A 14,375-nucleotide genomic window follows, 5' to 3' on the forward strand; every position below is an offset into this window, starting at 1 on the left:
ATGAAATTGAAGAAATTAGTCTTAAGTTTATTATCTTTGTCAATGATGATGATCATGACAGGGTGTTCAAAAAAATATGAATTAATGAGTCATTATATTACAGGACCTTTTGATACCATTACAACATATATGTCTTATGTCAGTGGTGAAGATGAGTTTAATGAACAATGTGATTATATTGAAGAACAGTTGAATTATTATGATCAGTTGTTTGATAAATATAATACATATAATGGTATGAATAATTTAAAGACAATTAATGATAATGCAGGAAAAAAAGCTATTGAAGTGGATCAACCTTTGATTGATTTATTAAATTTAAGTATTGAAAGAAATCGAAAGATTTCTTCTAAAGTGAATATTGCTTTTGGAAGTGTCATTAATATCTGGCATGATTATCGTGAAGAAGCAGAAAGTCATGATGGTGTTGGTACGGTGCCAAGTGATGAGGAATTAGAAGAAGCCAATCAGCATACAAGTATTGATAGTATTGAAATTGATGAAAAGAAGAAAACAGTTTATATCAATGATGCTTTGGCGTCTATTGATGTGGGTGCGACTGCTAAGGGTTATGCAATTGAACTCATTAAAGATGGATTGATTGAAATGGGTGTTGATAATTTCTTGTTAAGTGGTGGTGGCAATGTAGCCAGTCATGGTCAAAGAAAGATTCAAAAAGAGGGAGAGTTTTATCTGGATGATTGTGCAGATAAATTCTGTGTTGGTATTGAATCACCTCAAGATGGAAATTATGCAGCCAGTGCAGATGATCCAGATAGTGAAAATGAAGCTGTATTGGTTGTACAGGGTGAGTCCATTGTGACAAGTGGGGATTATCAACGTTTTTATCAAGATGTCAATGGTGTTAGATACCATCATTTGATTGATCCAGAAACATTATATCCAGCTGTTCATTTTAGAAGTGTCAGCATTATTACAGAAGATAGTGGTTTGGCTGATTTCTTGAGTTCGGCAGTTTTTTTAATGGAATATGAAGAAGGATTGAAGTTAGTGAATTCATTAGATGGTGTTGAGGCTATCTGGTTATTGGAAGATGGTAAAATCAAAATGTCAGATGGTCTTAAAGATAATGATAATGTTTATATTATTGAAAAATCTAGATTGAAATAAGGGAGGAAATATGATGCAAAGTTATAAGACAAAAGGAACTTGTTCAAGTCGTATTGATTTTGATGTTGTGGATGGAAAGGTCACAGGTGTGAAATTTATTGGGGGATGTTCTGGAAATACACAGGGTGTTGCTAGACTTGTAGAAGGCATGAGTAAGGAAGAAGCCATTGCCAGATTGGAAGGGATTCGCTGTGGTGCGAAACCAACATCTTGTCCAGATCAATTAGCCCAAGCATTAAAACAAGCACAGTAGAACAGAAAAGTTCTACTTTTTTTGTCTTTTCTAGACATTTTTATCATATGATAAATTAGGTGATGTCTATGATGATACGTAGAATGAAAAAAATGCAGTTATTATGTGGTGTGTTTTTGATATTGCAACTTGTCTGTTTTCAATGGATCATACCTTTTCATTTGTTGGCAGTTTCAGTGAGTATCATTATTATTATGAATCAAAGATGGTTTAAGGTGATTCAACTGCAATATCATTTTTATTTGATTGTGTTATATTTTTATCGTTTATGGATTTTAAGTATAGAAAGTTTTTATTTTTTAGATTTGATTTATGTTGTCTTTTGTTTGTATATTGCGATTATGTTGATTCTTTTCTCTTTTCATTGTATCTTATAATGATTTTTTTTGTTATAATGTAGCATAAAGAGGAGGCGATTGTATGTTTGGACATTTGCAGGTTTATAGTGGTTACAGTTTTCAACAAAGTACAATATTAATTAAAGATCTAGTTTTAGCTGCAAAAGAAAAACATTTAGATGCCTTAGCTCTAACAGATAAAAATAATATGTTTGGTGCGATGGAATTTAGTGAAGCCTGTCTTCAAAATGGGATTAAACCTATTTTAGGAATGGAAGCCAGTGTTCTTATAGATGGTCAGATTTATCCTTTTATTCTTTTAGCTATTGATGATCAAGGCTATTTCGATCTCGTGCATATTTGTTGTGAAGTGAATTTAAGTAGTGATCGTGCGATTGCTTTAGATCAACTGGCTTTATATCATGAACATCTCTATGTGATTTCGGGATTAGAAGATGGAATTGTAGAACGTCATGTGGCCAAGGAAATGGAAGATGAAGCGATTAAGTATATGCGTTTGTTTCAAAAGCTTTTTCATGATCATTATTATATTATGTTACAAAATCATCATTTGAAAATGCAGGAAAAAGGCAATGAAAGAATGATGTCTTTGGCACATTATGTCAAAGTCAAAGTGATTTGTTCTAATGAAGTGCGTTATTTAAAAAAACAGGATGCTTTAGCTGTGGATTTATTACAGGCTTCGGCTCAAGGAATCACACTGGACGCACAATATCAGCCTTTGACACAGGAAAAGTATTTAAAAGATGAAAAGGAAATGGAAAGATTGTTCCCTCCAGAAATCATTGAAGAAACAAGACATGTCTGTACGACATGTAAGGCGACAATTCCTTTAAACGAAAAATATTTACCAACTTATCCTGTCCCTCATCAGGGGAAAGCGGTAGATTATTTAAGAAGTTTATGCCATGTAGGATTAAAGAAACGTTTTCAAAATCAAGAAATTCCTGTGACATATCAAAAACGTTTACTCTATGAATTGAAAATTATTCATGAAATGGGTTTTGATGATTATTTTTTGATTGTCTGGGATTATGTACGCTGGGCAAAGGTTCAAAAAATACAAGTAGGACCGGGCAGAGGAAGTGCAGCTGGAAGTCTGGTTGCTTATGTTTTAGGAATTACCAATATTGATCCTTTACGTTATGATTTATTGTTTGAACGTTTCTTGAATCCAGAACGTGTATCTATGCCCGATATTGATATAGATTTTCAAGATGATCGTCGTGATGAAGTGATTCGTTATGTCATTGATAAATATGGTAAGGATCATGCGGCACAAATTGTCACATTCAATACATATGGTCCTCGTGTGGCGATGAAGGAAATGGGAAAGGTCATGGGTGTCCCTTTGCCTCGTCTGGAACTCATCGCAAAGATGATACCGACTTCACCAAAGAATAAAAAGACTATTACACAGATGTATCAGTCTTCTGCTCAATTTCAATCTTTGATTAATCAAGATCAGCGTTTAAAGAAAATTGTAGGAGCAACAAGCATTATTGAACATTTACCACGTAATATTTCTACCCATGCGGCAGGGGTTATTTTATCAAAGCGTATTTTACATGAAGTTGTCCCTTTGGTTGTTGGTCCAACTTCTACATTAATGTGTCAATATTCTAAGGATTATATTGAAACAGCTGGTTTTTTGAAAATGGATTTTTTAGCATTGAAAAACTTGACAATGCTTGATTATATTTGTAAGGATATTGAACATAATCAAAAGATAAAAATTGTTTTAAATGAGATGCCTTTAGATGATCAAAAAACTTATCGTTTGATTTCTAAAGCAGATACTTTTGGTGTTTTTCAATTAGAATCTTATGGTATGCGTCATTTATTAAGACAGATGAAACCCTATTGTTTTGATGATATTGTGGCAGCTATTGCCTTGTTTAGGCCAGGACCAATGGAAAATATCCCGACTTATTTAAAACGTCGTTCACATCAAGAAAAAGTTGTATATCCTTTAAAAGAATTAGAACCTATTTTAAAATCAACTTATGGGATTATGGTGTATCAGGAACAGATGATGCAGGTTGCCCAAAAAATGGCAGGTTTTTCACTTGCGAAAGCTGATATACTAAGGAAGGCAACTTCTAAAAAAGAAACAGAATTGATGCATTCTATGAAAGAAGAATTTATAGCAGGTTGTCTAAAAAATGGATTTTCTCAAGAAAAGGCTCAAGAAGTATTTGGATTAATAGAGAAGTTTGCAGATTATGGTTTTAATAAATCTCATAGTGTTGCCTATGCTTATGTGGCTTATCAGTTGGCTTATTTAAAAGCCAATTATCCTCTGTATTTCTTTGCATCGATTTTATCGAATGAATTATCAAGTGAAAATACAAAAGTGCATTGTATTCAAGAGTGTAAAGCTTATCATGTTCGTATCTTACCACCTTCTGTGAATCATTCACAGGCACGTTTTATGGTGGAAGAAGGGCATATTCGTTATTCTTTATTGGCTATTAAAAATGTGGGATATGCAGGGTATAAGGCCATTATTGAAGAACGTCAAAAAGGTTTGTTTAAAGATATTTATGATTTTATGATGCGTATGGAAAATTCACATCTTTCTAAAAAGATGTTAGAATCATTAGTGGATGCCGGAGCTTTGGATGAATTTGGTTTATCACGCCAGACGATTTTAAAGAATCTCGATGCGATTAGGGATTATGGTCATTTAAAAGAAAATCTGGGGATTGAAGAAAAACCTGTTTTAACGATTTATCAAGATCATCTTGAAGAGAAATTAAATCGTGAAAAGGCTGTATTGGGTGTTTATTTATCGATGCATCCTTTAGAGTTAAAAAAACAGAAAATCAAAGTGTCCTATGTTAATGTGTCCAGTTTAGATGAATATGTGCATAGGACAGTGAATGTTGTCGTACAATTACAACGTGTGAAAAATATAACAGATCGTAAAGGTCAGGAAATGTGTTTTATTGAAGCAATGGATGAAACAGGAAGTTTGGATGGTGTTGTTTTTGCTTCAAGGTATAAGGACATAGGAATGATGTTAAAGAAAGGAAATATTTGTCTTATTCAAGGAAAAGTGGATATGAAAGATAAATTGTCTTTCATTGTGGATAAGGCAAGGGTGATTGAATAGATATGGAAGAATTAGTTTTGATTGATGGAAATTCATTGTTGTTTAAGGCCTATTATGCCACAGCATCAATGGGAAATTTAATGGTGAATAAAGATGGAATTCCAACGAATGCTGTGTTTGGTTTTGCCAATATGTTACAAAAGATATTAGAGCGTGAAAGTGCTTATGTTGTGGTCGCTTTTGATTATGGAAAAAAGACTTTTAGAAATGATTTATTAGATCAGTATAAAGCCACACGAAAAGAAACACCGGATGAATTAAAATGTCAATTTGCGATGGTGCGTGAGTTTTTAGAAGCTTATCAGATTCCTTATTATGAAATGGAAGGATATGAGGGTGATGATTTGATTGGGACATTATCCAAATTAGGTGAAGAACAGGGATTAACAGTTTCTATTTTTACAGGGGATAAAGATGCTTTTCAGCTTGTTTCCAATCAGACAACGGTTTATCGTACGGTTAAAGGAGTGACGCAATTAGATGTGTATACTCCTGCCACATTGGATGAAAAATATGGTTTAAAGCCTGATCAGATTCGTGATTTTCTTGGCTTAATGGGTGATAGTGCTGATAATATTCCTGGTATTAAGGGGGTTGGTGAAAAGACCGCTTTAAAACTGCTTCATGAGTATGGAACAATTGAAAATTTAAAGGAACATATGAATGAAATCAAAGGAAAGATGGGAGAAAAAATTCGTGAAAATATTGACTTAGGTCTTCAATCAAAAAAGATTGCGACAATTCTTCGTGATATTCCTATGACACTCGATTTAAATCAAGCCAGATATAATGGTTATGATTTTGAAAAATTAAAAGCTTTTTATACTCATTATGATATGAATTCACTTTTGAAAAAGATTTCCGTAGAATCAAGAAAAGAACAAAAGACAGATTTTCAATATGAAGTGGTTCATACGATGCCATTGATTCAAGAAGACAGCAGTATATTAGGTGCTATCTATGATCAAAATTATCATAAATCTATTGTCTTAGGTTATGCCCTTTATAATGCTCATCAAGCTTATTTTATAAGTTATGAAGATGCTTTAAAAGATCAGCAATTCTTGGATTATTTAAAAAATCCTCAATATCATAAATATAGCTATAATATCAAAGCACAGATTTTATCAGCAAAATGGAATGGGATTGAAATTCAAGGTATGGATTTTGATTTACAGTTAGCTTCATATATTTTAAATCCAAGTCTAAAAGATGAGATGAAATATATTGGAGATTATTATGGTTATACATCTTTACAATATGAAGAAGAAGTCTTTGGTAAAAATACGAAGAAACATATTCCAGAGATGGATTTACTTGCGAAACATACCATCTCAAAAGCTAAAGCCATTTATGAGTTGAAAGATCAGGCTATTGAAAAATTAAAGCAGGAAGATCAATATGATTTGTATCAGAATTTAGAATTACCTGTCACTTATATATTGGCGGATATGGAATATGTTGGAGCGAAGGTTGATGTCAATGTTTTAAAGAAGCTGGAACAGACTTTTGATGCTCAAATTAAAGAGATTGAAGAAGATATTTATACTTTGGCAGATGAAAAATTTAATATTGCTTCACCTAAACAGTTAGGAGATATTTTATTTGGTAAACTGGGTTTACCAAATGGTAAAAAAACTAAGAGTGGTTATTCCACATCACAGGATATTTTAGAAAAGATTGAAGATTTACATCCCATTGTTCCTTTGATTCAGCAATATCGTATGTTAACAAAATTATCATCTACTTATGTTAAAGGTTTACAGGAACAGGTTTTTGCGGATGGAAAAATACATACAATTTTTAATCAGGCTTTAACACAGACGGGTCGTTTATCTTCTATTGATCCAAATTTACAAAATATTCCTGTACGTCAGGAAGAAGGTAAACTGATTCGACAGGCTTTTGTTGCTAGTCATGATTATTTGGTTTCCTTTGATTATTCACAAATTGAGTTACGTATTTTAGCTCATCTGGCGAAGGTTAAATCATTGATTGAAGCTTTCCATCAAAATAAAGATATTCATACCCATACGGCAGCTTTGGTATTTAAAGTGAAAGATGAAGATGTGACACCACAAATGCGTCGTCAGGCAAAAGCTGTGAATTTTGGTATTATTTATGGTATGGGTGAATTTAGATTATCTAAGCAAATTGGTGTGACACTCAGTGAAGCGAGAGAATTTATTCGTCGTTATTTTGAAGAATATCCAGAAATCAAACAATATATGGAACGTGTTGTAGAAGACTGTAAACGTGATGGTTATGTTTCCACAGTTTTAAATCGTAAACGTTATATTCCTACAATTCATGATAAAAACTTTATGGTGCGTGAACAGGCGAAGCGTTTTGCGATGAATTCACCGATTCAAGGAAGTGGTGCTGATATTTTAAAACTGGCGATGATTCAAGTCGATCGTTTAATGAAAGAAAAACATATGAAATCTCAGATGATTTTACAGGTTCACGATGAATTGATCTTTGATGTATATAAAGATGAATTAGAAGATATGATGACAATGATTAAAACAGCAATGGAAAATGCTTTTCAAATGGAAGTCCCTTTAAAAGTCGATGGAGCCTATGCATCCAATTGGTATGATTTAAAATAGGTGACTTATGCCAGAACTACCAGAAGTTGAAACTGTCAGACGAACGTTAAAAAATTTTATTATAGGACGTCCAATTCTTGGAATAGATGTTTATTACTCACGTATAATAGTGGGCGATGTCAAACAATTTATTGAAGCTTTCACAGGGGAAGTTTTTTGTGATATTGACCGTGTTGGAAAGTATCTGATCTTTCAATGTCAAGAACATGCCTTTGTTTCCCATTTACGTATGGAAGGAAAGTTTCATATCGTTGATTCGGATGAACCAGTTAATAAACATACCCATGTTGTGTTTCATATGGATCATCATCAAGATTTAAGATATATTGATACCAGAAAATTTGGTCGTATGGAATGCGTTGATTTGCATCATTATCGTGAACAGATGCCTTTAAAGAAATTAGGTCCAGAACCTTTTGACATTACAGTTGAAGATTTGTATCAACGTTTACATCATTGTTCCTTACCTATCAAAACAGCTTTATTAGATCAAAGTATTATGTGTGGTATTGGAAACATTTATGCTAATGAGATTTGTTTTTATATGCATATGGATCCACGTACACGTGCTTCACGCTTATCGAAAAAAAGAGTCGCCGAATTAAAAGAGGTGGCTATCAATGTTTTAAATGATGCCATTCGTCAAGGAGGAACAACAATTCATTCCTTTGATGCTAATGGGATTCATGGACTATTTCAAGTTCAATTAAAGGTACATGGACAAAAAGAATGTTCTGTTTGTCATCATCCTATTAAGAAAGTGATGGTACATCAGCGAGGAACTTATTTTTGTCCCCATTGTCAAAAGAAACGTTATTAGAGGTGTTATTAATGAGTCGAGTTATTGGAATTACAGGGTCTATTGCAGTTGGAAAAAGTACAGTGACACAATATTTAAAAACACATGGTTATTGTGTCTTGGATGCTGATGAGATTTCTCATCAGGCTTTAGAAAAAGAAAGTCACTGTTATCATAAAATTGTAGAATGTTTTGATTGTCTGGATGACAATCAAAATATTTCTCGTCAAAAATTAGGACAAATTGTTTTTCATGATCCTCAACAAAAAGCCTTATTAGAAAGTATTATTCATCCCTATGTTCAAGAAATGTTAAAAAAAGGAATCGAACAATGTCAAGAACCGCTTGTTTTTTTAGATGTTCCTTTGTTATATGAAACACATATGGATACGATGTGTGATGATGTGATGGTTGTTTATGTTGATGAAAAAACACAGTTAAAGCGTTTAATGAAACGTAATCAGATAGATGAAAAACAGGCAAGATTGTTGATGAGTCAACAGATTTCAATTGAAAAGAAAAAAGAGATGGGGGATTATATTATTGATAATCGTCAGAATTTTGAAGATTTATATGTTCAAATAGAAAGAGTTTTAGAGGTTTTAAAAAATGAAATTGTACGTCACTGATCTTTATCGTGTAGAAATGCGTTATCCATTGGATGAAGTCCAAATAGATACACTTTATTATTTGTATCAGCCTTTCATTGGTTCAACAGCCTTGCAGGTTTATATGATGCTGGTGATGGAAGGAAAACGTATGCGACGTTTTATTGCACCATGTCCTCTTTCTCGCTTACTATCTTTTGTATCTATCAATATTATGGAACTGGAAAAAGCTTTGCGTTCACTTGAAGCGATTGGCTTATTAAAAAGCTATGTTAAACATGAACAGGATATCACCCAATATATATATCGTATCTATGCTCCTTTATCATTGAAGGCTTTCTTTAAGAATCAGATTTTATCATCATTGCTTCAGTTTTCATTATCACAAGAAGATTTTCAAAAAACATTACAATATTTTAAAATATCTTTAGAAAATTTAGAGGGTTATGAAGATGTGACAGCTAAATTTCAAGATGTGTTTACAATTGAACATCTCCATAAAGGAACACGTTTATTAAAGTATCAAGAAGAATTTGTACAACAGGAATCACAAAATGTAAAAGTTCAATATGATCGTGATTTGTTGTATCAAAGTTTAGCAGATTATCAGGTTAATCGTTCTTTATTAAGTCAAGAAGATTTGGACTATGCTGTAGAATTAGGATATGTTTATAGTGTGGATGCTTTGACTCTGGCTGGTTTGATAAAAGATGCAATGGAATCACAGGGATTGAATCGTCAACGCATAAAACAATCTATACAAAAGTACTTTGATATCCAACAATCATCTTCGTTACAGGAAATCTATCATAAACAACCCTTGCAGTTTCAAACACAGGAAGCCAGTGTTTCACCTCTCATCTTACATATGAAATATCTGGATACGATTACACCTTATGAATTGTTGAAGGAAAAACAGGGTGGAAAAGAGCCAGTCTATCATGATTTAATGATTGTGGAAACATTGATGGTGCAGTTGGGTTTAAAACCAGCAGTTGTTAATGTCTTGATTGAGTATGTATTAGGGAAAAATAATAATCGTTTATCAAAGCGTTATTGTGAGGCGATTGGAGCTTCATGGGCCCGTAAAAAAATTATGACAGCTATGGATGCTTATCGTGAATTAATGGATGCACCAGATGAAGAAGTAGTGGAAGATAAAAAAGAACCTGCAAGACAAGTATCTTCTGAGGAATTACAGGACTTATTGAATCAATTGAAGGAGGGACAATTATGAAAAGCGTAGCAGATATGATTTTTCAAAATGATGATATTCAAAAAATCAAATCAGAAAGTCAATATGCTTTACTCAAAGAAAAAAATATTCAGCATTTCTTAAAACAGAACCATTTAGATGCTTCAGTGATGGAAGATTACTGGGTGGAGTTTTTAGATTACAATGATGATTTTCATATTTGCCAATCCTGTCAGGGATTAGACTATTGTCCTAAAGAAACAATAGGTATGCAAAAGATGCTTTCTTACAATGATGGACAAATCATTTTAGAATTACAGAGCTGTCCTTATGGAAAAGCGATTGAAGCCAAAAGACAACTGTTAGATCATTTTGTGATGAGCAATGTTTCTCAGGAGTTGATGTTGACGGATTTATCTTCTTTAAAGCTGGTTCAAGATACACAGCATCTTACACCAGCCTGTCAAGATGCTTTGGTACAAATCTTAAAATATTCGCAAACACCAACTTCACAAGGTTTGTTTTTACATGGACCTATGGGAAGTGGGAAAACAACATTATTGGCTGGATTAATGAATTCATTAGCTAAAAAGGATAAACAGATTGGATTTATTCATTTTCCAACTTATCTGATTGATTTAAAGGCGAGTTTTTCTTCGGGGGATAATGCTTATGCGATGGATAAATTATTGAAAGTGGATTATTTATTGCTGGATGAAATTGGTGAAGAAAATATTACAGCGTGGTCTAGAGATGAAATTTTATTAACGATTTTATCATATCGTTTATTGAATCATTTGCCTACTTTTTTTACAAGTTTATATGGTTATAACGAACTAAAAAAGGTGTATACTTTAAAAAAAGGTGATGAAATTCGTGCAAATACAATTATTTCAAAATTGAAAGCGTTAAGCATTGAAATAATGCTTGACTGAACGAATTTGACGATATAGAATGTACTCGAAAGTGTAGAACACAACACCATTTTATGATAAAATAATAAGTAATAAAGCGAGAGGAGAAAAGTTATGGTTAAATGCATTGGAGTATTAACTTCTGGTGGAGATGCACCAGGAATGAACGCAGCGATTCGTGCTGTCACAAGAACTTGTTTAAACAGAGGAATTAAAATTTATGGAGTTAGACTTGGATATAAAGGACTTCATGATGGGGAATTTATTGAATTTGATAGTCATAGTACACGTAATATTATTAATATTGGTGGAACATTCTTAAAATCTGCTCGTTTCCCAGAATTTAAAGACCCTAAAGTCAGAGAAGAAGCCATTGAACAAATGAAAAAAGTTGGAATGGAAGCTTTGGTTGTTATTGGGGGAGATGGAAGCTATAATGGTGCTTTGAAATTAACAGAAATGGGAATTAACTGTATTGGTATTCCTGGAACAATAGATAATGATATCCCTGATACTGATTTTACAATTGGTTTTGATACAGCTTTAAATACAATTGTTGATGCATTGGATAAACTAAGAGATACATCTAGTTCTCATCAAAGATGTACAATCTTGGAAGTTATGGGAAGAAGATGTGGTGATTTAGCTGTTCATGCTGGACTTGCATGTGGTGCTGAAATGATTGTCACAAGTGAAAGTGGTTTTGATGAAGAAGAAGTCATTGAAACATTAAAACGTTCTAAAGCTTCTGATAAAAAACATGCGTTGGTTGTTATTACTGAACATATTACAGATGTTCATGAACTTGCAAAACGTGTTGAAGAAGCCACAGGATTTGAAACACGTGCCAATGTTTTAGGACATATGCAAAGAGGTGGACGTCCATCTGCCAGAGATCGTGTTTTAGCTACTCGTATGGGAATCAAAGCTGTTGAATTATTAGAAGAAGGTAAAGGTGGTCTTTGCATTAGTGATGTTAAAGGTGAAATTGTTGGACTACCAATTCAAGAAGTCTTAGGACATAAGCGTCAAGTCAATCAAGGTATTTACGAAGATGTATTAAAACTTCGTTAAATATAAACTAAGCTATAGGAGATTAATTGAGAATGAAAGATAAGATGAAGAAAACAAAGATTATTTGTACAATTGGACCTGCATCTGAAGATCCAAAAATGTTGAAAAAATTAGTTTTAGCAGGTATGAATGTTATGCGTTGTAACTTCTCTCATGGAGATCATGAAGAACATGGTAAAAAGATGCAGACAATGCGTGATGTCAATGCTGAACTTGGAACAAATTGTGCTATTTTATTAGACACAAAAGGTCCAGAAATCAGAACTGGTGATTTTGAAGGTGGATTTACTGAATTTAAAAAAGGACAAGTGTCTACAATCTGTGTAGAAGATATTGTAGGGACTGCTGATCGTTTTACAATCACATATAAAGATTTGTATAAAGATGTTAAACCTGGTGGATTTATCTTAGTTAATGATGGTCAAGTGGAATTATTAGTTGATCATGTTGAAGGTACTGACATTGTGTGTGTTTGTGCAAATGATGGTAAAGTTAAAAATAAACGTGGAATCAATGTTCCTGGTATTGAACTTGGATTTGATTTCATTTCTGAAAAAGATAGAGCTGACTTGGAATTTGGATGTCAACAAAATGTTGACTACATTGCTGCATCATTTGTACGTCGTCCTCAAGACGTATTAGATGTAAAAAAAGTTTTAGTTGAAAATGGAAAACCTGATATTCAAATCATCGCTAAAATTGAAAATAGCGAAGGTGTTGAAAAAATGGATGACATTATCAAAGTTGCTGATGGAATCATGGTTGCTCGTGGGGATTTAGGTGTTGAAGTTCCTGCTGAAGATGTTCCATTAATTCAAAAAGAATTAATCAGAAAATGTAAAGCAGCTGGTAAAGTTGTTATTACAGCAACACAAATGCTTGAATCTATGCAAGAAAACCCAAGACCAACTCGTGCTGAAGTGAGTGACGTTGCCAATGCCATCTATGATGGAACAGATGCTATTATGTTATCTGGTGAATCTGCACAAGGTAAATATCCAGAAGAAGCTGTTATGGTTATGAACAAAATTGCAATTAAAACAGAATCTACATTAGATTATGCTTCATTACATAGAAAAGCTGTCAGAACTGCATCTGATGATTCTTCTGAAGCTATCTGTATGTCAGTAGCTGAAATTGCAACAAAATTCAATGTTGCTGCCATCGTTGCATTTACAGAATCTGGATTTACAGCAAAGAAAATGTCTAGATATAGACCAGAATGTCCAATCATTGCGGCAACTCCATATGAAAAAACAACTAAGAAATTAGCAATTAACTGGGGTGTTAAATCAGTAACATGTAAACACATGGATACGACTGAAGGTTTATTAAACTTAGCTGAAGTGATTGCTAAAGAAAATGGTGTAAATGCTGGGGAAACAATTCTTGTGACAGGAGGAACTCCTGGTGTAGAAGGAACAACAAGTTATTTACAATTAATCACAGTTAAATAAATTTTCAATCAATTTCTATTGAAAGTATCACTTTGAAAGTGATACTTTTTTTCAAAATATAAAAATAGTCATCATTTATACACAATTTTATGCTATTTTAAATATTGAGGAAAGAATATTTTCTTTTTGAGAAAAAAGATATTTTTTCTTCAAAAGAAAGGTATGATAATCATGTTTCATGATGTTGGAAAAAAATTAAAGATTTGTGCTTATATATTCATCGTTTTTTATGTTTTTAAATCCATATGTTTTCAATTCCAGTTTATGTGGTCATTACAAAGTATGATGGTTTTGTTTATTGATTTTATTTTTGCTGTAGTGATTGCTTTGGTTATTTATGGCTGTGGATTGGTTATTCAGTTATTTGAAAATCGAAAGGTTTTATAAAAGTGTCAAAATTGACGGGGAGGGGGGTAAAAACCGTGACTTGTAAAGTATCTAAAATTTTGAAAATATGTGCTTATGTTTTTTTGATTGGAAGTATTGTACAACAAGGATATTCTATAGCAGCAAATACATCTTATTTAAATACAGGACAATTGATGGGAGTTCAATCAATGTTAATGATGTTGTGGTCTTGTTTTATCTCTCTATTGCTTTCGTTTGTTATTTATGGATTTGCTGAAATTGTAGAATATTATGAACTCATGAAAACAAAAGAAACAGATGTCTTGACAAATCAGAATAATGATGTAAAATAATTTTACAAGCGATGATTTAGGATATGTTTTTATAAGTGATTGGTTAGAGAGAAGATGGCTGGTGAAAATCTTGGATAGCTTATAAAAATACTCCCTAATAGCTACACTCGAAAGAGATTGTCGTATAACTGCGTTAAAGTTTTGAGGTTATCTA

Annotated in this window: 13 protein-coding genes; all 13 read left to right on the top strand. The window is 32.8% G+C overall.

Annotated elements, in window-relative coordinates; all coding sequences use genetic code 11:
• Window positions 1–6: 6 nt before the first annotated feature.
• The 13 genes from KEC48_RS00005 to KEC48_RS00065 all read left to right on the top strand — a co-directional run bounded on the left by KEC48_RS00005 (window position 7) and on the right by KEC48_RS00065 (window position 14,221).
• On the top strand, window positions 7–1,131 hold the full coding sequence (locus KEC48_RS00005; protein WP_211963609.1) for an FAD:protein FMN transferase: 1,125 nt from the start codon (window positions 7–9) through the stop codon (window positions 1,129–1,131).
• 13 nt (window positions 1,132–1,144) lie between these two features.
• Window positions 1,145–1,384 (top strand): TIGR03905 family TSCPD domain-containing protein, encoded by a 240-nt coding sequence (locus tag KEC48_RS00010; protein WP_205089601.1) that lies wholly within the window; start codon window positions 1,145–1,147, stop codon window positions 1,382–1,384.
• Between the two features lie 68 nt (window positions 1,385–1,452).
• Complete coding sequence (locus tag KEC48_RS00015) at window positions 1,453–1,761, top strand: hypothetical protein (protein ID WP_211963610.1); 309 nt, start codon at window positions 1,453–1,455, stop codon at window positions 1,759–1,761.
• A gap of 43 nt (window positions 1,762–1,804) precedes the next feature.
• Window positions 1,805–4,861 (top strand): DNA polymerase III subunit alpha, encoded by a 3,057-nt coding sequence (dnaE, locus tag KEC48_RS00020; protein ID WP_211963611.1) that lies wholly within the window; start codon window positions 1,805–1,807, stop codon window positions 4,859–4,861.
• A gap of 2 nt (window positions 4,862–4,863) precedes the next feature.
• The gene (polA, locus tag KEC48_RS00025; protein WP_211963612.1) at window positions 4,864–7,473 is read left to right on the top strand and encodes a DNA polymerase I; all 2,610 of its coding nucleotides are present in this window, start codon (window positions 4,864–4,866) and stop codon (window positions 7,471–7,473) included.
• A gap of 7 nt (window positions 7,474–7,480) precedes the next feature.
• The gene (gene mutM / locus KEC48_RS00030) at window positions 7,481–8,293 is read left to right on the top strand and encodes a bifunctional DNA-formamidopyrimidine glycosylase/DNA-(apurinic or apyrimidinic site) lyase (RefSeq protein ID WP_087357211.1); all 813 of its coding nucleotides are present in this window, start codon (window positions 7,481–7,483) and stop codon (window positions 8,291–8,293) included.
• Between the two features lie 11 nt (window positions 8,294–8,304).
• Complete coding sequence (gene coaE, locus KEC48_RS00035) at window positions 8,305–8,901, top strand: dephospho-CoA kinase (RefSeq protein ID WP_205089597.1); 597 nt, start codon at window positions 8,305–8,307, stop codon at window positions 8,899–8,901.
• Window positions 8,882–10,117, top strand: coding sequence for a DnaD domain protein (locus tag KEC48_RS00040; RefSeq protein ID WP_087357209.1), 1,236 nt, complete (start codon window positions 8,882–8,884; stop codon window positions 10,115–10,117). The genes coaE and KEC48_RS00040 overlap by 20 nt, the downstream gene beginning before the upstream one ends.
• Window positions 10,114–11,010: an ATP-binding protein gene (locus KEC48_RS00045; protein ID WP_087357208.1), complete on the top strand. Its 897-nt coding sequence runs from the start codon at window positions 10,114–10,116 to the stop codon at window positions 11,008–11,010. The genes KEC48_RS00040 and KEC48_RS00045 overlap by 4 nt, the downstream gene beginning before the upstream one ends.
• A 93-nt stretch (window positions 11,011–11,103) precedes the next feature.
• Entirely contained in the window at window positions 11,104–12,063 is a 960-nt protein-coding gene (gene pfkA / locus KEC48_RS00050) for a 6-phosphofructokinase (protein ID WP_087357207.1), read from the top strand.
• Between the two features lie 44 nt (window positions 12,064–12,107).
• Window positions 12,108–13,520 carry a pyruvate kinase gene (pyk, locus tag KEC48_RS00055; protein WP_349291066.1) on the top strand — a complete coding sequence of 471 codons (1,413 nt, stop codon included), beginning with the start codon at window positions 12,108–12,110 and terminating at the stop codon, window positions 13,518–13,520.
• 162 nt (window positions 13,521–13,682) lie between these two features.
• Entirely contained in the window at window positions 13,683–13,907 is a 225-nt protein-coding gene (locus tag KEC48_RS00060; RefSeq protein ID WP_211963614.1) for a hypothetical protein, read from the top strand.
• Window positions 13,908–13,942: 35 nt separating this feature from the next.
• On the top strand, window positions 13,943–14,221 hold the full coding sequence (locus KEC48_RS00065) for a hypothetical protein (protein WP_205089593.1): 279 nt from the start codon (window positions 13,943–13,945) through the stop codon (window positions 14,219–14,221).
• The last annotated feature ends 154 nt before the right edge of the window (window positions 14,222–14,375 follow it).

Origin of the sequence: Clostridium sp. C1 (assembly GCF_018223625.1) — a bacterium.
In the GTDB taxonomy this organism is placed as follows: domain Bacteria; phylum Bacillota_I; class Bacilli_A; order Erysipelotrichales; family Coprobacillaceae; genus Allocoprobacillus.

What these genes read in the sequence shown, in the direction of transcription:
- KEC48_RS00010 (WP_205089601.1), top strand. Translation starts at nt 1,145, where the DNA reads ATGCAAAGTTATAAGACAAAAGGAACTTGTTCAAGTCGTATTGATTTT.
- KEC48_RS00015 (WP_211963610.1), top strand. Translation starts at nt 1,453, where the DNA reads ATGATGATACGTAGAATGAAAAAAATGCAGTTATTATGTGGTGTGTTT.
- dnaE (WP_211963611.1), top strand. Translation starts at nt 1,805, where the DNA reads ATGTTTGGACATTTGCAGGTTTATAGTGGTTACAGTTTTCAACAAAGT.
- polA (WP_211963612.1), top strand. Translation starts at nt 4,864, where the DNA reads ATGGAAGAATTAGTTTTGATTGATGGAAATTCATTGTTGTTTAAGGCC.
- mutM (WP_087357211.1), top strand. Translation starts at nt 7,481, where the DNA reads ATGCCAGAACTACCAGAAGTTGAAACTGTCAGACGAACGTTAAAAAAT.
- coaE (WP_205089597.1), top strand. Translation starts at nt 8,305, where the DNA reads ATGAGTCGAGTTATTGGAATTACAGGGTCTATTGCAGTTGGAAAAAGT.
- KEC48_RS00040 (WP_087357209.1), top strand. Translation starts at nt 8,882, where the DNA reads ATGAAATTGTACGTCACTGATCTTTATCGTGTAGAAATGCGTTATCCA.
- KEC48_RS00045 (WP_087357208.1), top strand. Translation starts at nt 10,114, where the DNA reads ATGAAAAGCGTAGCAGATATGATTTTTCAAAATGATGATATTCAAAAA.
- pfkA (WP_087357207.1), top strand. Translation starts at nt 11,104, where the DNA reads ATGGTTAAATGCATTGGAGTATTAACTTCTGGTGGAGATGCACCAGGA.
- pyk (WP_349291066.1), top strand. Translation starts at nt 12,108, where the DNA reads ATGAAGAAAACAAAGATTATTTGTACAATTGGACCTGCATCTGAAGAT.
- KEC48_RS00060 (WP_211963614.1), top strand. Translation starts at nt 13,683, where the DNA reads ATGATAATCATGTTTCATGATGTTGGAAAAAAATTAAAGATTTGTGCT.